The organism is Enterobacter sp. kpr-6 (genome assembly GCF_900116015.1).
Lineage (GTDB): Bacteria > Pseudomonadota > Gammaproteobacteria > Enterobacterales > Enterobacteriaceae > Enterobacter_D.
Genome location: NZ_FOYH01000006.1, coordinates 72290 through 94181 on the forward strand (window position 1 = coordinate 72290; position 21892 = coordinate 94181).

Annotated in this window: 23 protein-coding genes; 13 read left to right on the forward strand and 10 right to left on the reverse strand. The window is 55.0% G+C overall.

Features of this window, described 5'->3' with window-relative positions; all coding sequences use genetic code 11:
• Positions 1-9 precede the first annotated feature (9 nt).
• The 3 genes from recF to dnaA are packed head-to-tail and all read right to left on the reverse strand — an operon-like array spanning position 10 to position 3596.
• Positions 10-1083, reverse strand: a complete 1074-nt coding sequence (recF, locus tag BM373_RS14920; RefSeq protein ID WP_090462829.1) for a DNA replication/repair protein RecF — start codon at positions 1081-1083, stop codon at positions 10-12.
• A complete protein-coding gene (gene dnaN, locus BM373_RS14925) occupies positions 1083-2183 on the reverse strand; it encodes a DNA polymerase III subunit beta (protein WP_090462832.1) in 1101 nt (366 codons plus the stop codon). The genes recF and dnaN overlap by 1 nt, the downstream gene beginning before the upstream one ends.
• Before the next feature lie 18 nt (positions 2184-2201).
• The gene (gene dnaA, locus BM373_RS14930; protein WP_090462835.1) at positions 2202-3596 is read right to left on the reverse strand and encodes a chromosomal replication initiator protein DnaA; all 1395 of its coding nucleotides are present in this window, start codon (positions 3594-3596) and stop codon (positions 2202-2204) included.
• Between the two features lie 604 nt (positions 3597-4200).
• Between dnaA and rpmH the strand changes: the two genes are divergently transcribed.
• The 9 genes from rpmH (at position 4201) to nepI (ending at position 11283) form a co-directional block, all read left to right on the forward strand.
• Positions 4201-4341, forward strand: a complete 141-nt coding sequence (rpmH, locus tag BM373_RS14940) for a 50S ribosomal protein L34 (RefSeq protein WP_003849659.1) — start codon at positions 4201-4203, stop codon at positions 4339-4341.
• 15 nt (positions 4342-4356) lie between these two features.
• Entirely contained in the window at positions 4357-4716 is a 360-nt protein-coding gene (gene rnpA, locus BM373_RS14945; RefSeq protein WP_072570900.1) for a ribonuclease P protein component, read from the forward strand.
• The gene (gene yidD, locus BM373_RS14950; protein ID WP_072570898.1) at positions 4680-4937 is read left to right on the forward strand and encodes a membrane protein insertion efficiency factor YidD; all 258 of its coding nucleotides are present in this window, start codon (positions 4680-4682) and stop codon (positions 4935-4937) included. Before rnpA ends, yidD begins: the two co-directional genes overlap by 37 nt.
• A 2-nt stretch (positions 4938-4939) precedes the next feature.
• On the forward strand, positions 4940-6586 hold the full coding sequence (yidC, locus tag BM373_RS14955) for a membrane protein insertase YidC (RefSeq protein WP_090462838.1): 1647 nt from the start codon (positions 4940-4942) through the stop codon (positions 6584-6586).
• Positions 6587-6685: 99 nt separating this feature from the next.
• Positions 6686-8050, forward strand: a complete 1365-nt coding sequence (mnmE, locus tag BM373_RS14960) for a tRNA uridine-5-carboxymethylaminomethyl(34) synthesis GTPase MnmE (protein ID WP_090462841.1) — start codon at positions 6686-6688, stop codon at positions 8048-8050.
• A 213-nt stretch (positions 8051-8263) separates the two neighbouring features.
• Positions 8264-8476: a transcription antiterminator/RNA stability regulator CspE gene (gene cspA / locus BM373_RS14965; protein WP_090462844.1), complete on the forward strand. Its 213-nt coding sequence runs from the start codon at positions 8264-8266 to the stop codon at positions 8474-8476.
• 188 nt (positions 8477-8664) lie between these two features.
• Positions 8665-9390, forward strand: coding sequence for a 4'-phosphopantetheinyl transferase family protein (locus tag BM373_RS14970; protein ID WP_090462847.1), 726 nt, complete (start codon positions 8665-8667; stop codon positions 9388-9390).
• A gap of 19 nt (positions 9391-9409) precedes the next feature.
• Positions 9410-9976, forward strand: coding sequence for an NADPH-dependent FMN reductase (locus BM373_RS14975; protein WP_090462850.1), 567 nt, complete (start codon positions 9410-9412; stop codon positions 9974-9976).
• Between the two features lie 125 nt (positions 9977-10101).
• On the forward strand, positions 10102-11283 hold the full coding sequence (gene nepI, locus BM373_RS14980; RefSeq protein ID WP_090462853.1) for a purine ribonucleoside efflux pump NepI: 1182 nt from the start codon (positions 10102-10104) through the stop codon (positions 11281-11283).
• 86 nt (positions 11284-11369) lie between these two features.
• On the opposite strand, the gene BM373_RS14985 is transcribed toward nepI, so the two are convergent.
• The 5 genes from BM373_RS14985 to BM373_RS15005 all read right to left on the reverse strand — a co-directional run bounded on the left by BM373_RS14985 (position 11370) and on the right by BM373_RS15005 (position 16260).
• Positions 11370-12749, reverse strand: a complete 1380-nt coding sequence (locus BM373_RS14985; protein WP_090462856.1) for a carbohydrate porin — start codon at positions 12747-12749, stop codon at positions 11370-11372.
• Positions 12750-12892: 143 nt separating this feature from the next.
• The gene (locus tag BM373_RS14990; protein ID WP_090462858.1) at positions 12893-13195 is read right to left on the reverse strand and encodes a PTS lactose/cellobiose transporter subunit IIA; all 303 of its coding nucleotides are present in this window, start codon (positions 13193-13195) and stop codon (positions 12893-12895) included.
• Between the two features lie 2 nt (positions 13196-13197).
• The gene (locus BM373_RS14995; RefSeq protein WP_090463251.1) at positions 13198-14589 is read right to left on the reverse strand and encodes a glycoside hydrolase family 1 protein; all 1392 of its coding nucleotides are present in this window, start codon (positions 14587-14589) and stop codon (positions 13198-13200) included.
• A gap of 19 nt (positions 14590-14608) precedes the next feature.
• Positions 14609-15934 (reverse strand): PTS sugar transporter subunit IIC, encoded by a 1326-nt coding sequence (locus BM373_RS15000; protein WP_090462861.1) that lies wholly within the window; start codon positions 15932-15934, stop codon positions 14609-14611.
• A gap of 11 nt (positions 15935-15945) precedes the next feature.
• On the reverse strand, positions 15946-16260 hold the full coding sequence (locus tag BM373_RS15005; RefSeq protein ID WP_090462864.1) for a PTS sugar transporter subunit IIB: 315 nt from the start codon (positions 16258-16260) through the stop codon (positions 15946-15948).
• Between the two features lie 293 nt (positions 16261-16553).
• Here BM373_RS15005 and BM373_RS15010 point away from each other — a divergent pair, with 293 nt between their 5' ends.
• Entirely contained in the window at positions 16554-17501 is a 948-nt protein-coding gene (locus tag BM373_RS15010) for a LacI family DNA-binding transcriptional regulator (RefSeq protein ID WP_090462868.1), read from the forward strand.
• A gap of 112 nt (positions 17502-17613) precedes the next feature.
• Here the strand turns inward: BM373_RS15010 and BM373_RS15015 are convergent, their stop codons facing one another.
• Positions 17614-18147 carry a carboxymuconolactone decarboxylase family protein gene (locus BM373_RS15015; RefSeq protein WP_090462871.1) on the reverse strand — a complete coding sequence of 178 codons (534 nt, stop codon included), beginning with the start codon at positions 18145-18147 and terminating at the stop codon, positions 17614-17616.
• 124 nt (positions 18148-18271) lie between these two features.
• On the opposite strand from BM373_RS15015, the gene BM373_RS15020 reads away from it, so the two are divergent.
• On the forward strand, positions 18272-19195 hold the full coding sequence (locus tag BM373_RS15020) for a cupin domain-containing protein (RefSeq protein ID WP_090462874.1): 924 nt from the start codon (positions 18272-18274) through the stop codon (positions 19193-19195).
• On the opposite strand, the gene nfsB is transcribed toward BM373_RS15020, so the two are convergent.
• The gene (gene nfsB / locus BM373_RS15025; RefSeq protein ID WP_090462877.1) at positions 19192-19845 is read right to left on the reverse strand and encodes an oxygen-insensitive NAD(P)H nitroreductase; all 654 of its coding nucleotides are present in this window, start codon (positions 19843-19845) and stop codon (positions 19192-19194) included. The genes BM373_RS15020 and nfsB overlap by 4 nt on opposite strands.
• Before the next feature lie 116 nt (positions 19846-19961).
• Here nfsB and BM373_RS15030 point away from each other — a divergent pair, with 116 nt between their 5' ends.
• Entirely contained in the window at positions 19962-20870 is a 909-nt protein-coding gene (locus BM373_RS15030) for a LysR family transcriptional regulator (RefSeq protein ID WP_090462880.1), read from the forward strand.
• 259 nt (positions 20871-21129) lie between these two features.
• Positions 21130-21891 carry an SDR family oxidoreductase gene (locus BM373_RS15035; protein WP_090462883.1) on the forward strand — a complete coding sequence of 254 codons (762 nt, stop codon included), beginning with the start codon at positions 21130-21132 and terminating at the stop codon, positions 21889-21891.
• Position 21892 lies beyond the last annotated feature (1 nt).

Consider the following 21892-nt stretch of genomic DNA (forward strand, 5'->3'; position numbering starts at 1 on the left):
TGTCTTGGGTTAATCCGTTATTTTACCCTTTTCCACGGTGAACATCTTCGAATTTTTGTCCGACATGTCCATAACGTGTTCAGCGCTGATGGCGCTGACAAAGACCTGTGACTGTGTGGCTTTTAAGCGGCTGGAAAGCAGTCCGCGCCGGGCGTCATCAAGCTCTGAGGCAAAATCATCTATCAGATATAAACAGCGTCGCCCGCTTTCACGGGTTAAAAACTCACCCTGCGCCAGACGTAGCGCGCACATCAATAGCTTTAATTGACCGCGCGAGAGCGTATCTTCCACCGGCGCACCGTCGGCACGAATGCGGAAATCCGCTTTGTGCGGGCCATGCGCGGTGTAAGTCAGCATCCTGTCACGCTCAAAATTGCGCACCAGAACGTCGGCGTAATCGGTCTCTTTTTCCCAGCCGCGCTGGAAAGAGAAGGTCAGGGTGAATTCAGGTAGAAACTGTTTACAGGTATCTGCCATATCTTGCGCGATGGCGGTGCTGTATTCGGCACGCCACTGGCTGATTTGTTCCGCAAGTGGAATTAATTCCTTATCCCACGGGCGTAACTGCGCGTATTGACTCACCTGGCGTAACGCGGCGTTGCGTTGCTTGAGCAAACGCTTCAGGTTACTCCAGGCGTTAAAGAAACCGGCTTCGTTATGAAAACATCCCCAGTCAATAAACGCTCTTCTGTATTTGGGGCCGCCGTTGAGTAAAGTAAACCCCTCCGGCGTAATGAGCTGCATCGGCATCATTAACGCCAGTTCAGCGATTTTGTGCCCGTCCGTGCCATCGATGCGCACGGTACTGCTGCCCAGCTTATCTTTGGTCAGGCCGATGGACGTTTCATGATCCGTGCCCTGCAAACGCCCGTGCAGAATAAACGACTCTTGCTCATGACGAATGACGCGGCCCGTTTGCAGACTGCGGAACGCCCGGCCATGACCGAGCGTGTAGATCGCTTCCAGCACGCTGGTTTTGCCGCTACCGTTCGCGCCAACCAGGAAGTTAAAGCCGGGAGATAAAGCGAGATCCGCGTTTTCGATATTGCGAAAATCGCGGATCAACAGGCGGGTGAGCGACATTACAATCTCATGGGCATAACAACATACGCAGCACTTTGAGACGCCGCATCTTCAATCTGCACGCTGGAAACGGAGTCCGTCAGCAGGATACGCACGTTTTCGCACTTCAGCGCGTTGAGCACATCCAGCACGTAGCTGACGTTAAAGCCAATTTCCATTTCTGTGCCGGCGTAGGTGACGTCGAGGATCTCCTCGGCTTCTTCCTGCTCCGGGTTATTGGCAGTAATTTTTAGCTGATTTTCACTGACGTACAGGCGCACGCCGCGGAATTTCTCGTTCGACAGGATCGCCGCGCGGGCAAACGCTTGTTTGAGAATATCGCAGCCTGCGTCGAGGTGTTTGTCCGGGTTTTTCGGCAATACGCGGCGATAATCCGGGAAACGGCCATCAACGAGCTTCGAGGTGAAGATAAAATCACCCACGTGCGCACGAATATTATTGCTGCCGATCTGAATACGCAGCGGCGAATCGCCGCCGTCCAGCATACGCACCAGTTCGATAACGCCTTTACGCGGCACGATCACCGAATGGTTCGGCAGCGGCTGACCAACAGGCATTGAACACACTGCCAGACGGTGACCGTCGGTGGCGACAGTACGCAACTCTTCACCTTCGGTTTCAAACAGCATACCGTTTAAATAATAGCGAACGTCCTGATGCGCCATGGAAAACTGCGTCGCTTCGATCAGACGCTTCATGGTCGCCTGCGGCAGGGTAAATTCCACCTCGCTCTGCCAGTCGTCCAGATTCGGGAAGTCGGCGGCAGGCAGCGTGGAGAGCGAGAAGCGGCTGCGACCTGAGCGCACCAGCATCCGGTCACCTTCAAGCTGCACGGCGATTTCTGCGCCTTCCGGCAGGCCACGGCAAATATCAAAGAATTTGCGTGCCGGTACGGTGGTCGCGCCCGGCTCGTGCGGCTGTAGCAGCGCCACGCGGGCGATCATTTCCATCTCAAGATCGGTACCGGTCAGCGACAGCGTACCGTCCGCCACCTGAAGCAGGAGGTTACCGAGGATAGGCAGCGTAGGGCGGCCACCGAGCGGGCCACTGACCTGCTGGAGCGGTTTTAATAAGTGTTCACGTTCAACGGTAAATTTCATAGCGTCACTTTCATCGCATCAGGAAGACAATGTTCTGATTAAATTTGAGAAATCTTCTTTGATATCATGGCTTTCTTCACGCAACTGCTCGATCTTGCGGCAGGCATGCAGCACGGTAGTATGGTCGCGACCACCAAAGGCGTCGCCGATTTCCGGCAGGCTGTGGTTGGTCAGCTCTTTTGCCAGCGCCATCGCCATCTGACGCGGACGGGCTACCGAGCGGGAGCGGCGTTTTGACAGCAAATCCGCCACCTTAATTTTGTAGTATTCCGCCACTGTCTTTTGAATATTGTCGATAGTGACCAGTTTTTCCTGCAACGCCAGCAGATCGCGCAGCGCTTCACGCACGAAATCGATGGTAATGGCGCGACCGGTAAAGTTGGCGTTGGCAATCACGCGGTTCAGTGCGCCTTCGAGCTCACGCACGTTGGATCGCAGACGCTTGGCAATAAAGAACGCCACTTCGCCCGGCAGACGAATATCGTTTTCGTCGGCTTTCTTCATCAGGATCGCGACGCGGGTTTCCAGTTCGGGCGGTTCGATCGCGACGGTCAGCCCCCAGCCGAAGCGGGATTTCAGACGATCCTCGACGCCGTTGATCTCTTTAGGATAACGATCCGAGGTCAAAATGATCTGTTGGTTGCCTTCGAGCAGGGCGTTAAAGGTGTGGAAAAACTCTTCCTGCGAGCGCTCTTTATTGGCAAAGAATTGAATGTCATCGATAAGCAGCGCATCGACCGAGCGGTAGTAACGTTTGAACTCTTCAATGGCGTTGTTTTGCAGGGCTTTAACCATGTCCTGAACGAAACGTTCAGAGTGCATGTACACCACTTTGGCATTCGGCTTACGCGCCACAATGCCGTTACCGACCGCGTGCAGCAGGTGGGTTTTACCGAGACCGGTGCCGCCATAAAGGAACAGCGGGTTATACGCGCCGCCAGGGTTATCTGCTACCTGACGCGCCGCCGCACGGGCTAACTGGTTGGATTTACCTTCAACGAAGTTATCGAATGTGTGCTTCACGTTGACGTTCGAGCGATACGTCGGTTCCGCCGGAGCAGGGACATTATCCCAGCCGGAACGAGCCGCAGGGGCAACGCGAGGAGTGTGTACTGCCGCGACCTGCGCGGGCGCAACGTTTACCGTTTCGCGCAGCGTCTGGGTGACAGGCTTTGTGCCGACTTCAAACCGCAACTGGGGAGCATCGGTGCCGCAAAAATCGTTCAGCAGTCCGTTGATGTTATTGAGGTATTTGTCTCTGACCCAATCAAGTACGAAACGGTTTGGCGCATACAAAGCCAGCGTGTTATCGCTCAGCTCCGCCTGCAACGGGCGGATCCACATACTGAATTCTGTGGCTGGTAACTCATCCTGCAATCGGGCAAGACACTGCTGCCAAAGCGAAAGTGACACGGCGGACTCCACTCGAACAAAGTCGATAAAATGACAAAGGCTGAATATTCGTGATTGTTGACACACATCGATAAGACCCCTGAAGGGTGACGTGCGAACCGCTATCTGCGGTTTGGCCCCTTTAAACGATCCTGGATCGCGATCGGGACCGCGGATCATAGCGTAAACTGCCGAAGAGATCTTGTGTTTCTCACAGATTCTTCACGATTTATCCACAGGTCGATCCGAACCGGGTAAGTGTAAACGATCCTGGCTCCGCTGCGGGACGATTTCGCCCGCATATTGGAAAAATTCATACCTGGCAGCAAAAATTTGCGTAATCGATCGCGAGTTGATCCTTGAGGATCCTTGCGCTTTGATTATCAGCCCGTATAATCCTCCACCCGGCGCGCAACGCGTGCATTCTGTCGTCAAAGGTTGTTCATTTTACGGGCAGAATCATGCGAAAATACGCGGGATATAAGGAAAGAGAATTGACTCCGGAGTGTACAATTATTACAATCCGGCCTCTTTAATCACCCACACTGAAGCGTTAGCTGTTGGCATTGCTAAACGAGCAGGCGCAAAAGTCAGTGAAATCATTCAAGTTTAGGTAGAAATCGCCATGAAACGCACTTTTCAACCGTCTGTACTGAAGCGCAACCGTTCTCACGGCTTCCGTGCTCGTATGGCAACTAAAAATGGTCGTCAGGTTCTGGCACGTCGTCGTGCTAAAGGCCGTTCTCGTCTGACCGTTTCCAAGTAATAAAGCTAACCCTGCGTGGTTAAGCTCGCATTTCCCAGGGAGTTACGTTTGTTAACTCCCAATCATTTCACTTTCGTCTTCCAGCAGCCACAACGGGCTGGCACGCCGCAAATCACCATCCTCGGCCGCCTGAATTCGCTGGGGCATCCCCGCATCGGTCTTACCGTCGCCAAGAAAAACGTTAAACGTGCACATGAACGCAACAGGATTAAACGCCTGACGCGCGAAAGCTTTCGTTTACGTCAACATGAACTCCCTGCAATGGATTTCGTGGTGGTGGCGAAAAAGGGGGTTGCCGACCTCGATAACCGTGCTCTCTCGGAAGCGTTGGAAAAATTATGGCGCCGCCACTGTCGCCTGGCTCAAGGCTCCTGATAGCCCTTATTAGGGTCTATCAGCGCCTGATTAGTCCGCTACTCGGGCCACATTGTCGTTTCACTCCTACCTGTTCGGCCTACGGAATTGAGGCATTGCGCAGGTTTGGAGTGATAAAAGGCAGTTGGTTGACGGTGAAACGCGTATTAAAATGCCACCCTTTACACCCGGGTGGCGACGACCCCGTCCCGCCAGGACCTTTTAATACCAGAGAACACTAACGATGGATTCGCAACGCAATCTTTTAGTCATCGCTTTGTTGTTCGTGTCTTTCATGATCTGGCAAGCCTGGGAGCAGGATAAAAATCCTCAGCCTCAGACGCAGCAGACCACGCAGACTACGACCACCGCAGCGGGTAGCGCCGCAGACCAGGGCGTACCAGCCAGTGGCCAGGGGAAACTGATTACAGTTAAGACCGACGTGCTTGAATTAACTATCAACACCCGTGGTGGTGATGTTGAAAAGGCGCAGCTGTTGGGTTACCCGAAAGAGCTGGGTTCTTCAGAGCCGTTCCAGTTACTGGAAACGTCTCCACAGTTTATTTACCAGGCTCAAAGCGGTCTGACAGGTCGTGATGGCCCGGATAACCCGGCTAACGGCGCACGTCCGCTGTATAACGTCACCAGTGACGCCTTTGTACTGGCTGAAGGCCAGAATGAACTGGCGATCCCGATGACTTATATCGACGCGGCGGGCAACACCTTCACCAAAACCTTCACCCTGAAGCGCGGTGACTATGCGGTGAACGTGGGCTATAACGTGCAGAACGCCGGTGCAAAACCGCTGGAAGTGGCAACGTTTGGTCAGCTTAAGCAATCCATCAATCTGCCTGCTCATCTTGATACCGGAAGCAGCAACTTCGCGCTGCATACCTTCCGTGGTGCGGCGTACTCCACGCCGGATGAAAAGTACGAAAAATACAAATTCGACACCATTGCAGACAACGAAAACCTGAACGTAACGGCTAACGGCGGTTGGGTGGCGATGCTGCAACAGTACTTTGCAACGGCCTGGATCCCGCGCAGCGATGTGACGAGCAACTTCTACACCAATAACCTGGGCAATGGCGTTGCCGCTATCGGCTATAAGTCTGCGCCGGTTCTGGTGCAACCGGGTCAAACCGGTGCGCTTGCCAGCACCCTGTGGGTTGGTCCGGAAATTCAGGACAAAATGGCTGCCGTTGCGCCGCATCTTGACCTGACCGTGGATTACGGCTGGCTGTGGTTCATCTCTCAGCCGCTGTTTAAACTGCTGAAGTGGATCCATAGCTTCCTGGGCAACTGGGGCTTCTCCATCATCGTTATCACCTTTATCGTTCGTGGCATCATGTACCCGCTGACCAAAGCGCAGTACACCTCCATGGCGAAGATGCGTATGCTGCAGCCGAAGATTGCGGCAATGCGTGAGCGTCTGGGCGATGACAAACAGCGTCAGAGCCAGGAAATGATGGCTCTGTATAAAGCAGAGAAAGTGAACCCGCTGGGCGGCTGCTTCCCGCTGCTTATCCAGATGCCGATCTTCCTTGCGCTGTACTACATGCTGATGGGCTCCATTGAACTGCGTCATGCGCCGTTCGCCCTGTGGATCCATGACCTGTCCGCACAAGACCCGTACTACATCCTGCCGATCCTGATGGGCGTGACGATGTTCTTCATCCAGAAGATGTCGCCGACCACCGTGACCGACCCGATGCAGCAGAAAATCATGACCTTTATGCCGGTCATCTTTACGGTGTTCTTCCTGTGGTTCCCGTCTGGTCTGGTGCTGTACTATATCGTCAGCAACCTGGTGACCATTCTGCAACAGCAGTTGATTTACCGTGGTCTGGAGAAACGTGGCCTGCATAGCCGCGAGAAGAAAAGCTCCTGACACCAGGCCGGGTCAGCGTAGCGCCACCCGGCAAACGGAAAAGTGAACAAAGGGCGGTCTGATGACCGCCTTTTTTATTGCTATTTAAAGAGACGAATCATGAGCCATAACGACACTATCGTTGCCCAGGCCACCCCTCCAGGACGCGGTGGTGTGGGTATTCTGCGTATCTCCGGCCTGAAGGCACGGGAGGTGGCTGAAACCGTACTGGGTAAGCTGCCAAAGCCGCGTTACGCCGATTACCTGCCGTTTAAAGATGCCGATGGTACCGCGCTCGATCAGGGGATCGCGCTGTGGTTCCCTGGCCCCAATTCTTTTACCGGTGAAGACGTGCTGGAGCTTCAGGGGCACGGCGGGCCGGTTATTCTCGACCTGCTGCTCAAACGCATTCTGAAGATTACAGGCGTGCGTATTGCGCGTCCGGGCGAGTTTTCCGAACGGGCGTTTCTTAACGACAAGCTGGATCTGGCCCAGGCTGAAGCGATTGCCGATCTGATCGATGCCAGTTCCGAGCAGGCTGCACGTTCGGCACTCAACTCGTTACAGGGGGCGTTCTCCGCCCGTGTAAATCATCTGGTGGAAGCACTCACTCACCTGCGCATCTATGTGGAAGCCGCGATTGATTTCCCGGATGAAGAAATTGATTTTCTTTCTGACGGCAAAATTGAAGCGCAACTGAATGGCGTGATGGCCGATCTTGATGCCGTCCGCGCTGAAGCCCGTCAGGGCAGCCTTCTGCGTGAAGGCATGAAAGTGGTCATTGCCGGGCGTCCGAACGCCGGGAAATCGAGCCTGCTTAACGCGCTGGCCGGGCGTGAAGCGGCTATCGTCACCGATATCGCAGGGACGACCCGCGACGTGCTGCGCGAGCATATCCACATCGACGGGATGCCGCTGCACATCATCGATACTGCGGGCCTGCGTGAAGCCAGCGACGAGGTAGAGCGCATCGGTATTGAACGCGCCTGGCAGGAGATCGACCAGGCTGACCGCGTGCTGTTTATGGTTGACGGTACCACGACCGACGCCACCGATCCGGCGGCGATCTGGCCTGATTTTATCGCCCGACTGCCAGCGAAATTACCGATTACTGTGGTACGCAATAAAGCGGATATCACCGACGAGCCGCTGGGGTTAAGCGATGTGAATGGTCACTCACTTATTCGCCTTTCCGCGCGTACGGGAGAAGGTGTGGATGTGCTGCGCCATCATCTCAAGGCCAGTATGGGCTTTGACACGCGTATGGAAGGGGGCTTCCTCGCGCGTCGCCGTCATTTACAGGCGCTTGAGCAGGCAGCAGACCACCTGCAACAGGGCAAAGCACAATTACTGGGGGCCTGGGCCGGGGAGCTGCTCGCTGAGGAGCTGCGCCTTGCTCAGCAGGCGTTAAGCGAGATCACCGGTGAGTTTACTTCGGACGATCTGCTGGGCCGGATCTTCTCCAGTTTTTGCATTGGTAAGTAATATGTGAAAATAAACATTGCTACTGGCTAAGGATCTGTGCGTTAATACTCGGACTGGTTTGACGTACAGACCTTTAAAGCAGTTAGTAAAGCAGTCCTCCAGAAGTTATCCTAAGATACCCTTCGACGTGAGCTTCTCCTTAATCGCTTCAAAAATTCTGTAAAGCACACCATCGCGCCGAAAGGCTCATTCTTAATGTAAAAGGTAATTTCAATGTCTGGTAAAATGACTGGTCTGGTAAAATGGTTCAACGCTGATAAAGGTTTCGGCTTCATCACTCCTGACGATGGCTCTAAAGATGTGTTCGTACACTTCTCTGCTATCCAGAACGATGGCTACAAATCTCTGGACGAAGGTCAGAAAGTGTCCTTCACCATCGAAAGCGGCGCTAAAGGCCCGGCTGCTGGTAACGTTGTAAGCATCTAAGCTTCCGTTCAAAAGCACAATTTCTTAAAACCCGCCTCTGGCGGGTTTTTTCGTTTTCAGGGTTCCTGTTAAAGGAAATGTAAAAGTCACCCCGGAAACTTTTATCTTCTTTTTTCCTCCACAAAACCTGCGCACAATAGGCGACACTATTTTGTCTGGCCCCACAGACCATTATCACGGAGAGAAAAATGGCGACACACTTTGCCAGAGGGATCCTGACAGAAGGGCATCTCATGTCGATTCGGCTGCCTTCTTCCTGTCATGAAGCAGCGCGGCAACTTCCTGAACATCAGCGTAATCGCTTCCTGGCTTCCCGATCGCTACTCGCCGAGCTGATGTTTATGCTCTACGGTATTAGCGAGCTGCCGGAAATTATCGTCAGGGCAGAGGGCCGCCCGGTCTTTGCAGACGCACATTTGCCTTCTTTCTCTCTGTCCTATGCCGGAAACCTGGTGGGCGTTACCGTCACTACTGAGGGCGTATGCGGACTGGATATGGAGCTTCAGCGCGCCACACGGGGTTTTCTGAGTCCCCACGCGCAGGAGCGCCACACGTTCGCCAGCAGTGAAAAACTGTGGATCAATAATCAAACCGATCCCAATGAAGCCCAGGCGCAAATCATCACCCTGCGCCAGAGCGTATTGAAAATGGCGAATCAGATGCAGGATACGTCGGGATTTCTGCAACTTTTCCCCGGTTCCGGGCGTCTGCGAACCGCGCAGTCAGCGCCGACAGAAGTGGTATGCGATGCAGAAGACGTGCTTATCTGGTCGGTTGCCGTCACGCCTGCCATTGAAAGTTTGAATATCTGGTCGTTCGACAGCAAAGAAGGGTGGCATCGCCTGCCGGCTATCCAGCCGCGCGCCAATAAACCCGCTGCCCGCCTGATGCGCTTTAGTAGTCTATCTGCCTGACCGATCTTAAGGAGAAATGATGTCTGACACACTGAAAGTCGTAACATTGCTCGGAAGTCTGCGTAAGGGTTCGTTTAATGCGATGGTCGCCCGCACGCTGCCAAAAATTGCCCCGGAAGGTATGGAAGTGACCGCGCTGCCGTCGATTGGCGACATTCCGCTGTACGATGCGGATATCCAGCAGGAAGAGGGTTTCCCGCAAAGCGTGGAAGCGATCGCAGCGCAGATCCGCGCGGCGGATGGCGTGGTGATCGTGACGCCGGAATATAACTATTCCGTCCCCGGCGGCCTGAAAAACGCCATCGACTGGCTGTCCCGCCTGCCGGATCAACCGCTGGCAGGCAAGCCGGTGCTGATCCAGACCAGCTCCATGGGCGCAATTGGCGGCGCACGCTGCCAGTATCATCTGCGACAAATCCTCGTTTTCCTCGACGCGATGGTCATGAACAAGCCGGAATTTATGGGCGGCGTTATTCAGAATAAAGTCGATACCCAGACGGGCGAAGTGATAGACCAGAGTACGCTGGATCATCTGACCGGGCAGTTAACCGCATTTAGCGGCTACATCAGCCGGGTAAAAGCCTGAGATTTGTCCCCCTCCCGGTTCTGAGAGGGGGAATTCCCCCATAAAAGTTGCTAAAACGTTAAATACGTCACACTCAGAGTGTTACACTGCGCGGCTTTACGCCTTTAAACAACGCAGGAGACGACATGAGTGAGCATAAAGAAGGACACCATCGACCAAACTGGTCGGCGGTTTTTGCCGTGGCGTTTTGTGTCGCGTGTTTAATTACCGTGGAATTTCTGCCGGTCAGCCTGCTCACGCCGATGGCGCAGGATTTGGGCATTTCCGAGGGGTTAGCCGGGCAGTCGGTGACCGTCACCGCCTTTATTGCGATGTTTGCCAGCCTGTTTATCACCCAGACCATTCGCACCACCGACAGGCGCTACGTGGTGATTTTATTCTCCGTCCTGCTGACCCTCTCCTGTCTGCTGGTCTCTTTTGCCAATAACTTCACGCTGCTGCTGGTGGGGCGCGCCTGCTTAGGGCTTGCGCTTGGCGGCTTCTGGGCGATGTCGGCGTCGCTGACTATGCGCTTAGTCCCGGCGCGTACCGTGCCCAAAGCGCTGTCGGTGATCTTCGGCGCAGTGTCGATTGCGCTGGTGATCGCCGCTCCGTTAGGCAGTTTCCTCGGCGGAATTATCGGCTGGCGTAACGTGTTTAATGCGGCGGCAGTAATGGGCGCGGTCTGCATCGTCTGGGTGTGGAAAGCGCTGCCGCATCTGCCGGGCGAGCCGATGCAGCATAAGCAAAACATGTTCAGCATCTTAAAACGCCCCGGCGTGCTGGCGGGCATGTGCGCCATTTTCATGTCCTTTGCCGGGCAGTTTGCGTTCTTTACCTATATCCGCCCGGTGTACATGAGCATGGCCGGTTTCGACGTTGACGGTCTGACGCTGGTGCTGCTGAGTTTCGGCATCGCCAGTTTTATTGGCACCTCGATGTCGTCGCTGTTCCTTAAAAAATCCCTTAAGTTCGCGCTGGCCTGTGCGCCGCTGGTGCTGGCAGTGAGCGCGCTGGTTCTGATTTTGTGGGGCAGCGATAAAGTGGTCGCGTCGGGCATTGCCGTGGTGTGGGGACTGGCGTTTGCGCTGGTGCCGGTGGGCTGGTCAACGTGGATCACCCGATCGCTGGCGGATCAGGCAGAAAAAGCTGGATCAATTCAGGTGGCGGTGATCCAGCTTGCCAATACCTGCGGTGCAGCGGTGGGAGGCTACGCTCTCGATAACCTCGGTCTGCTCTCGCCGCTGGTGATTTCCGGCAGCCTGATGCTTCTGACGGCTCTGCTGGTGGCAGCGAAGGTTCGCGTGAAAGTGAGCACTGAGGGTTAACAAACATCAGGCCGGGAGCCATGACGCTGACCCGACCTGCAAAACTGTTGTCGGCCCGGCAAGCCTGCGCCGCCGGGCCTGACGTTTTAGAACCAGGCTTCCCACATCGCGCCGACGTTGAACGAATCCAGCGTCTCGTCTTCAGTGCCGTTGATGCGTGCGGTGCGTTCGTTATCCACCTGACCGCCGGTCACGTAGAAGCGCAGCATCGGACGGAATTCCGGTCCCATGTTGATGGAGATGTTCTGAGACAGCGTGGCTTTCCAGCCGTGGTTATCCCCGCCCTGTTCGAAATCGACTTTCTGCCAGCCCAGTTCCAGCCAGGTTGAATGCACGTCGTTCCACCAGTACATCGGACGCACAATGGCGTTGTAGTTACGACGATCATCGATGCCGTTGGCATCATTTTCGTAGTCGTGGTACGCCAGCAGGTATTCAACCTGTGCCTGTTGGGTGAATTTGTAGCTACCCTCGAAGCTGGTATAAATCGCCGTCAGATCATCGGTTTTGTTGTATACACTGTTGTCCGAGTTATCGGAGTAGCGCGCAATCAACTTGTTCACGCTGCTTTCGCCAGTGTGACTCAGCACCACGCCGCCCTGCCACGCTTTCAGACGCGCATCGCTGTCAACGGCTTTGGAGTCAAAGCCGTAGTTGGCGTACAGTTCCAGATCCAGCGGACCAACCTTCATACCGTGGATTTTTGAGGTCACCGCATAGTTGCCTTTATCACCGGTGCCGGAACCGCCGGTACAGGTAATACGCGACGGGTTGCCTTCATCGTTCATCACTTCCGGGCTACAGGATTCCACTGCCGCCACGGTCGCTAGGTCAAACTGCACGCCGCCGATGTCGAAGTTTTTCACCCCTGCACCCTGGCCGTCGTGGTTCATCCAGAAGTAATCGTTGATGCCCTGTTGTGGACGCTGGTGGAAGTCACGACCGGCCCAGATGTAGGCGTTCGGGTTGGACTCCAGAATGTTGGTCACCCCGGCGTAGGCTTTCTTGAGGTTCACCTCGTCGCCCCAGTGGTCGATCATCACGTTGATGTCCCAGATTGCGCCGTTGTCGCCTTTGAACGCTTTGGAAAGCTGGAATTCGCCGCCGTTGCCTTCGTTACCCAGACGACCGATCGCTGAGGAACCGTTATATGAGCCATCGACGCCGACAAATTTCTGATCGCCTGCCTGGAACTGCGCGCCATAACGCGCATAACCGGTAAATTTCACGCCAAACGGAATAGCCATATCCGGTGATTGCGCGGTGCTTTGCGGTTCGGTAATCACATCGGCTTTTTTCGCAACCGCCGCATCCATTTTGGCCTGGCGTTCGGTGAGGGCTTTATCCACCGCTTTTGCCACGATGGCGTCAATTTGTTCCTGAGTAAATTCTTGTGCAACGACATTTCCTGAGCAAAGCGCAGCCATTACTGCCAGTGCCACTGGAAGTTTTTTAATTAATTTCATGTTTGTCTCAATTTAGTAAATTATTTTCAGACAATAATTATCCCGTCCGCATTTAACGGAATAATTGTGCTATCACCATGTAATATTGTTAGGGTACGGCGGATTAATAATATTCTCTTAACGGATCTCCACGATTTAATTAATTAGCGCTGATAAAGTTGGATAATCTCTTCGGATAATTCACGCGCCAGTAATGACGTCATTAAATGATCCTGAGCGTGCACCATAATTAACGTCATTGGCTGGCGGGCTTCACCGGCGTCCTGCTCAATGAGTTTAGTTTGCATATGGTGCGCCTGGCGCGAGTAGCCATCGGCCTCGCGCAGCAGATTTTTGGCCTCATCAAAGTTGCCCGCGCGCGCGGCGCGCAGGGCTTCAAAACAGAGACTACGGGACTGACCGGCATTGACGATGATTTCCATCACCGCTTCTTCTAATTCAATCATGTTTATGACTCTTCGCTAAAACCATTATTGGCTGAGGTCGCGGCAAACCACTCCCCACTTTTCTTGATGGTGCGTTTCTGGGTTTTTAAATCCAGCTGGACAAACCCGTAGCGGTTTTTATACGCATTACACCATGACCAGTTATCAATAAACGTCCACATATGATAACCGAGACAATTACAGCCTTCAGAAATCCCTTTATGCAGCCACTTCAAATGACCGGAAACAAATTCGATACGGTATTGATCGTTAATTTGCCCGTCTTCAATAAAGCGCTGTTCATTTTCCACACCCATGCCATTTTCAGAAATAAAGCAGCGTGGGTTGCCGTAATTAACGCGTAAGTTGGTCAGAATATCGTAAATACCTGGTTCGTAAATTTCCCATCCACGATGGGGATTCATTTTCCGCCCTGGCATTTCGTAATAATCAAATAACCACTCCGGCATAAACGGCGATTGTGGATTGACCGCGCTGTCGCGGCATTTCACCCGACGCGGCTGGTAATAGTTAATCCCCAGAAGATCGACTTTACCTTCAGCAATCAGCGCCACATCGTCCGGCTTGCAGGTCGGAAGCTGATCGTAGGCTTTCAGCAACGCCACCAGATCCGCCGGATATTCGCCTTTCAGCACCGGGTCGAGGAAACTGCGGTTAAACAGCAAATCGGCATGGTGCGCGGCCAGCAGATCCGCCGGATTTTGCGAGCGCGGATATGACGGCGTCAGGTTCAGCACAATGCCGATTTCCCCGGCGTAATGCCCGGCGCGAAACGCCCGCACCGCTGAGGCATGGGCCAGCACGGTGTTGTACGCCACGGTCGCCGCACGTTTGAAATCCACCACGTTCGGGTAATGGAAGTCATACAGGTATCCGCCTTCCACCGGCACAATCGGCTCGTTAAAGGTGAACCAGTACATCACGCGGTCACCGAACAGCTCAAAACAGATCTGCGCGTAACGGCTGAACGCCTCGACCACTTCGCGGTTTTCCCAGCCGCCTTTCTCCTGCATCACCATCGGCATATCGAAGTGGAACAGGGTAATAAACGGAGCGATCCCCTGCGCCAGCAACTCGTCAATCACGTTGTTATAAAACGCCACCGCCTCCGGGTTCACCTCGCCGGTGCCGTCCGGGATAAGACGCGACCAGCTGATCGAGGTGCGAAAGCTGTTGTGGTTTAACTGCTTTAACAGCGCGATATCTTCCCGCCAGTGCTGATAAAACGTTGAGGTATCAGCAGGCCCGACCTGCTGGTGGAAGCGCAGTGGCTGAGTGGCGAACCAGTGATCCCAGGTCGTGGCGCTTTTTCCACCGTGCAGGCTTTCCCCTTCGGTTTGCTGTGCGGAGCTGGCGCTGCCCCACCAGAAATGGGCGGGAAATGTATATTTCATGGTCATTCTCTCCTTATGACTACGGGCGGACGGTTTCCGTGAGCGGGGCCGCAGCCTGGGCTTTCTGCTCTTCGGTTTTCATCAAAGAACGCTCATAGGCACGCAGGAACGGCAGGTACATCAGCGCTGACATCACCATACAGATTGCGCACATCACCACCGGACTGAACGCCCAGTTCGCGGCCCAGGACGCACCGATAGGTGCAGGCGTGGTCCACGGCGTCAGCGAAACCACCTGATCCACCCAGCCGAGACGGGTTGCACCGTAAGCGAGGCAGGCGTTAATCAGCGGAACGAAGACGAACGGGATGAACAGCATCGGGTTCATGATGATCGGCGCACCGAACAGGATAGGTTCATTGATGTTAAAGAAACTTGGCACAACGCCCATTTTGCCGATAGTACGCAGGTGGGTGACACGGCTACGCAGCAGCAAAAACGCCAGCGGCAGGGTGGAGCCAACGCCGCCAATCAGCAGATAGTGATCCCAGAAGCCTTGCAGGTAAACGTGCGGTAACGCCGCACCCGCCGCCAGTGCTGCCTGGTTTGCCGAGAGGTTCGCCATCCAGAACGGGTTCATGATACCGGTAACGATAAGCGAACCGTGGATGCCCGCGAACCAGAAAATCTGGCACAGCAGCACGGAGAGCAGAATGGCAGGCAGGGAGTCGGACGCCGACACCAGCGGTTCCAGCAGGTGCATAATCGCCTGCGGCAGGATCATGCCGGTTTGCGCTTCGATAAACAGGTTGAGCGGATGCAGCGTGGCAATCACCACCAGCACCGGGATCAGGATTTCAAATGAGCGCGCCACGCCAGTCGGCACTTCTTTCGGCAGGCGGATGGTAATGTTGTTCTGCTTCAGCCACGCGTACATACGGGTTGAATAGATGGCGGTGATAAGCGCGGTGAAAATCCCCTGACCGGAAAGGTACTGGGTAGAGATTTTACCGTCGGCATAAGGAGCCGCGACCAGCAAAAACGCCATAAATGCCAGCAGACCGGACATCACCGGATCAAGGTTAAACTGCCGCCCAAGGCTTGCGCCAATCCCCACTGAGATAAAGAACGTCATCACGCCCATGCTCAGGTTAAACGGCAGCATCAGTTGTTCGCGGTAAGTCTGGGAGAAATCGAGCCAGCCGCGCGCAAAGCTATTGGTGGTATCCGCGGAGAACGGCGGGAAAATAAACACCAGCATAAACGAGCCGATAATCATAAACGGCAGCGCGGCGGTAAAGCCGTCACGGATGGCGATAACATATTTTTGCTGTCCCAGCCGGCCTGCCAGCGGGGTGATCGATTGCTCAATAACGGCAACCATTGACTGATATAACGAACTCATAGAGACACCTTTTAGTGCGCCGCTTCGATGAGCGACAGAGCATAGTCCAGTACCTTATCACCGCGCTGCATCCCGTAATCCATCGGGTTGATGGGCTGAACGGGAATGCCGTGAGTGGCAGCCTTTTCTGAAAGCGTATTTAACATGTACTTCACTTGTGGCCCAAGCAGCACGACCTGGTAGCGCGGAAACTGGGTATCAAATTCCGCCACGCCATAGGCGTCAATCTCGACCGGTAATCCTCTGACCTGTGCTTCATCGACCATTTTTCTGACCAGCAGGCTTGTGGACATGCCCGCGGAACAACACAGCATGATCTTAACCATCGACATCCATCCTCAAAGTGTTAAAAGTTATTGCGGGGCTGATTGGATAACATATGGAAACCGGTTTCCATTTTTTAGCGAGGGAAGTGTGAAGCGCGTCAATCTCTTAGTCCTATAAGATTTTTTTATTGGATTCACGTCACAGTATTTGAGGAAATTCTGAGAACAACTTTGACCTCATGGAAAATCGGTTTCCGTGAAATTTAGAAAGCGGTTATACTGAGGTTGGCGATATTCTGAGCCATTGTACGATTTGGATTTTTTGGCCCGCTTGGGGCTGCCAGGGGATAAAGATGTCAACAATCAACGATGTATCACGTTTAGCTGGGGTGTCCAAAGCCACAGTCTCACGGGTGTTGAGTGGTTCGCGCGGCGTTAAGGAAGCCAGTCGCCTCGCGGTCCTGAAAGCGGTCGATGAACTCAATTATCGGCCCAATGTCATTGCGCAGTCCTTGCTCAGTCAGTCTACGGGCTGCATAGGGGTGATTTGTGCACAAGATAACGTTAACCAGACCACCGGTTATCTCTATGCGCTTGAGAAACATCTCAGCCAACATCAGAAACATCTGCTGCTGCGTTTTGCCAACAGTAAAGCGGGGGTGATGAATGCGCTGGATGAACTCACCTGCGGATTGTGCGATGACGTGCTGATTATCGGCGCGCGCTTTCCGCTCAATCTGGCGGATGAAAACGTCATTCTGGTGGATTGCGTCGAAGCCGACACGCCGAACAGCATCCAGTTTGACCATGCCTTCGCTGCTGAAACCGCCTGTAATTACCTGATTAGCCAGGGGCGTCGGCAAATTGCGCTGATCCACCCGGAAGGTAGCGGCTCCGCCGACCAGGTACTGCTTGGTTATAAACACGCGCTGGAAAATAACTTCCTGCCGTTTAACCGCAATCTGGTGTTTATGGATTCCACCACCTCGTCAGTGGCGCTTCAGGTGCTGCTAAACAACGCCACCACGCTGAACTTCAACGCATTGCTGGTGGCCGACGAGCAGGCCGCACAGCGGGTGATCACGCAGCTTCAGGCGTTTAATAAATCGGTACCGGGCGACATTATGGTCTTCAGCCTCGCCGGTTCACTGCAACTGCCGGGCATACCGACCATTCCGGCCATTGAATATTCGATGGATGCGATGGCCGCGCGGATCGTGACCTGGCTGACGGAAAAAACCCAGAGTGTGCTGGGGTCCTGCGTACTGCGCGGGGATTTGATTATTCCGGAACGCCGCTGAGGAAAAGCCCCCTCACCCTAACCCTCTCCCCATGGGAGAGGGAACCGCCCGAGCGCGGACTCGCTTTTCTCCCTCTCCCAAGGGGAGAGGGCCGGGGTGAGGGGAAAACCCCTTAACTCACCGCCGGGAAATCCACCACCGTATCATTCACCCGGTTAATCATATTGGTAAACAAAATCGCGCTCACCGCGCTGATGGTTTCCACCACCTGCACATCATCAAACCCGGCTTCGCGGAAATCGTTCACCGCCTCTTCAGGCAGCGTGCCGTGCGTGGTCACCAGCGTCTGCACAAATTTCACCAGCGCGTCCAGTTGCGCGTCATCCGGGTAATCGCCCTGACGAAGCTGACGCATTTGCTCTGGCGTAAAGCCCGCCATTTTGCCCATCAGCGAATGCGCGGCCAGGCAATAATCACAGCCAGACGCTTCGCTGACAGCGAGGTTAATCGCTTCCAGTTGCTTTCTGCTCAGGCTGCTTTTTGCCAGCATCGCATTGTGTTGTAACGCCTGGCCGAGCACGTCCGGGGCATTGCCGATGGTCTGATAGGCGTTCGGCACTTTGCCCATTGCACGATTAATCGCGGTAAATAACTCGGCGGCTTTGCCAGTGGCATGGACGGGCTGAACTGAAGTTAAACGGCTCATAACAATCTCCTGTGAGTAAATAATTTCCGCCGTAGTGGCGATGGACACATCATAGGGCGATGCCAGCAGGTAGAATGGCGCTCATCGTCTCGCTTTTTTGTCTTATCGTCTCAGGAGAGAAACCTTGGATAGCCTCAGCCGGGTCCTTACGCTGCTTGCCCCTGCCAGCGTCGTTAATCTGCACTGTCGTTTTGCCGGGCGCTGGACGGCCGATCACGCGCAGCTTGCGCCGGGCGTCGTGCCCTGGCATGTGATCCTGCACGGCAGCGCGCAGCTGCAACTGGCGGGTAAAACGCTGAACGTGAACGCGGGCGATGTGCTGCTCCTGCCGCACGGTTCACCGCACATACTGCAAGGGCTGGTGGAGTGGGGGCAGGTTGCGCCGGTGGCAAAACATTTCAACGGGACGCTGACGGAAGTGCGCACGGAAGGCGAAGGAGACAGCGTGGACGTACTGTGCGGTGAGTTTCATTTCGGCGCGAACAGCGGCTGGCTGTTTGCGAAAGAGAGCGGGGTGATCCATCTGCGCACACGGGATCGCCAGGATTGCCCGGAACTGGAACTGCTGCTGGCGATGCTGGTGCGTGAAAGCCTCAGCGGTTCGCCGGGCGGTACAACCATCGTCGATAACCTGACGGCCACGTTCCTGGTGCTGGTGCTGCGGATTTTACTCACAGAAAGTGAACCGCCAGCCGGGTTGCTGCGTCTGTTGACTGACAAACGCCTCGCCCCGGCCGTGCTGGCGGTGCTGGCCGATCCCTCACAGCCCTGGACGATGGAGAGCATGGCCGGGCGCTGCTTTTTATCCCGCGCCACCTTCGCCCGTCATTTTGCCCGCTGCTACCACCAGACGCCCCAGGCCTGGCTTACCCAGTTACGCATGGCGCTGGCGGCACGGCTGTTGATTCAGGAGCGCAGCCAGACGGTGGACGCGATTGCTGCCCGCTGCGGGTTTTTATCCCTGGCATCATTTTCGAAAGCGTTCCGGCGGCACTATGCGCTCACCCCGGCCCATTACCGGAAAACCCGCGCGGGCATAGTCGCTTAGATAAAGGTGAAGATCTCTTCGCGGGCCAGGCGGGATTTCGGCAGCGCGGCGTTGAAATCTTTATCGCTTTTCACGCCCAGCGACACCAGCACCACGCTGGTTAAGCCTTTTTCGCGCAGTCCCAGGGAGAGATCCAGCGCGCGCTGATCAAAACCTTCCATCGGCGTGGCATCAATGCCGAGCATCGCTGCGCCCAGCAGCAGGCCGCCTAACGCAAGGTAAACCTGCTTTTCCATCCACTGCGGCACATCGCGCAGTTCATAGCGGTGCATATCGACGTAACCCCGGCGGCTCTTGTCCTGTCCGGCTTTGGCGTCGGCACTGGCAAAGCGGCCATCTTTCTCTTCCTGCGCCAGCACGCTTTGCAGATGCGCTTCGGTGATGTCGCTTTTCATGCACAGCGCGATGACGTGCGAGGCGTTCAATACTTTAGGCTCGTTATAAATAAACGCCCCGGTGGTAGCCTGCGCAATGGCGGCGCGGCCTTCGTCGGTTGAGGCGACCACAAAATGCCAGGGCTGAGAGTTCACCGAGGACGGGCTGTTTTGCAGCACATTCAGCAGCGTGTCGATATCGGCTTGCGGCAGCGTGTTGCCGGGTTCAAAAGCCTTAACGGTGTGGCGGGTAAGAACTGCATCATTGAGCGTCATAATTTTCTCCTGACCATAAAATCAAAGCAGAATAAACAAAAATAGTGCGTGAAAACACCGTCTCTCGCGTGCAACACTTTCTCTTTGAAGGTGAAAATCCACACACCGGAGACATCATGATCCGCCTTGAAGACGTAACGCTGTTTGTCCGTGCCGCTGCGTTAGGCAGTTTTTCCAGTGCCGCGCGTGAAGCGGATTTGCTGCCAGGCCAGGTGAGCGCCGCCGTGCACCGGCTGGAGCGCGATCTGGATAAACGGCTTTTTGTCCGATCCACCCGCAGCCTGCGCCTGACGGCGGAAGGTGAAAAATATCTGCCGTTTGCCCATGAGATGCTGGCGGTGATGCAGGCGGGGGCGGAAAGCCTGCACAGCAGCGATGACGAATTGCAGGGGGAATTAAAGATCGCCGTGCCGTCGGATATTGGCCGCAACGTGCTGTTGCCGCTGATCACCCGCTTTTGCGAACAGCACCCAAAAATCACGCTGCGGCTGTCGCTCTCCGATCAGATAAGCGACATTTTCCGCGATCCGGTGGACGTGGCGATCCGCTATGGCGTGCTGGATAACAGCAGCTACGTGGCGCTGCCGTTGGCCGAGAAAAACCGCCGGGTGCTGGCGGCGTCACCGGATTATCTGACCCAACACGGGCGACCCGCGACGCTCGGTGACATCACTCATCATCACTGCCTGCTGTTTACCATGAACAGTCACGTCTACGATAAATGGACATTCCAGGAAAATGGCCTGCGTCGCCAGCTCACGGTAAAAAGCCGCATGTTGTGCGATGACGCCGACGTCGCCCGCCGCTGGGCGATTGCCGGGATGGGCATCGTCTATAAATCGTGGATTGATATCAGCGCCGATGTTGAAGCCGGACGGCTGGAAGTGCTGCTGCCCCAGTTCACCGGCGAAGCCGCCCCGCTGAATTTGATCTGCCCGCACCGCAAACAGTTTTCTCCGGCTATTCGTCAGCTTTATGGTTTGCTGCGGGAGCAGTTGTCGGCATTGCAACCCCCCTCACCCTAGCCCTCTTCCCAGGGAGAGGGGACAGATCGAGTGCGGTCTTGCCCTTCTCCCTCTCCCTGAGGGACAGATCGAGCGCGGTCTTGCCCTTCTCCCTCTCCCTAAGGGACAGATCGCGGCCTCGCTTTCCCCCTCTCCCTTAGGGAGAGGGCCGGGGTGAGGGTAAAAGCACAACGTCCCAAATCACCACCATGTACGTCATTTAAGCCAACCCAAAATCGCATAACCTCTGTTCACTGACACAACACACAAGGTGAACAACATGAAACTGACCAACAACACAATTTTTATCACGGGCGGCACATCGGGCATTGGCCGCGCGATGGCGGAAAAATTCCATCAACTGGGCAATCAGGTCATTATCTCCGGCCGCCGCAAAGCGCTGCTGGACAGCGTAACCGCCGCCAATCCGGGTATGGATTCTGTGGTGCTGGACGTTACCGATGCGGCGAGCATCACGGCAGCGGCACAAAGTGTGCTGGCGCGCTATCCAGCGCTGAACGTGGTGATTAATAACGCCGGGATCATGCCGTTTGATAACGCGGGCGGCGTGCAGGATGACGAGATGGCCGTGACGCTGCTCAACACCAACTTGCTTGGCCCGGTGCGCATTAGCTCCGACTTTCTCGAACATCTGAAAACCCAGCCGGATGCCGTGCTGATCAACAACAGCTCAATCCTGGCGTATATTCCGCTGGCAACCAACGCGCTCTATTCTGCGACCAAAGCGGCAATCCATTCCTACACGCTGTCGCAACGCTTTTTACTGCGTGATACCGGCGTGAAGGTGATTGAAATCTCCCCGCCGTGGGTGGATACCGACCTGATCTACAAAAGCGGTGACGACCGCGCGATGCCGCTGGATGATTTTATCCGCGAGACATTCGACAAACTGGCGACCGACACCATCGAAGCCATCGTTGATCGGGTGCTGCCTGCGCGCGACAACCCCGGTGCCAACGAACACACCGTGGTTAACGCGTTCAACCAGTCGGTCGTTGATAACCCCATCCCCGTCGCATAAC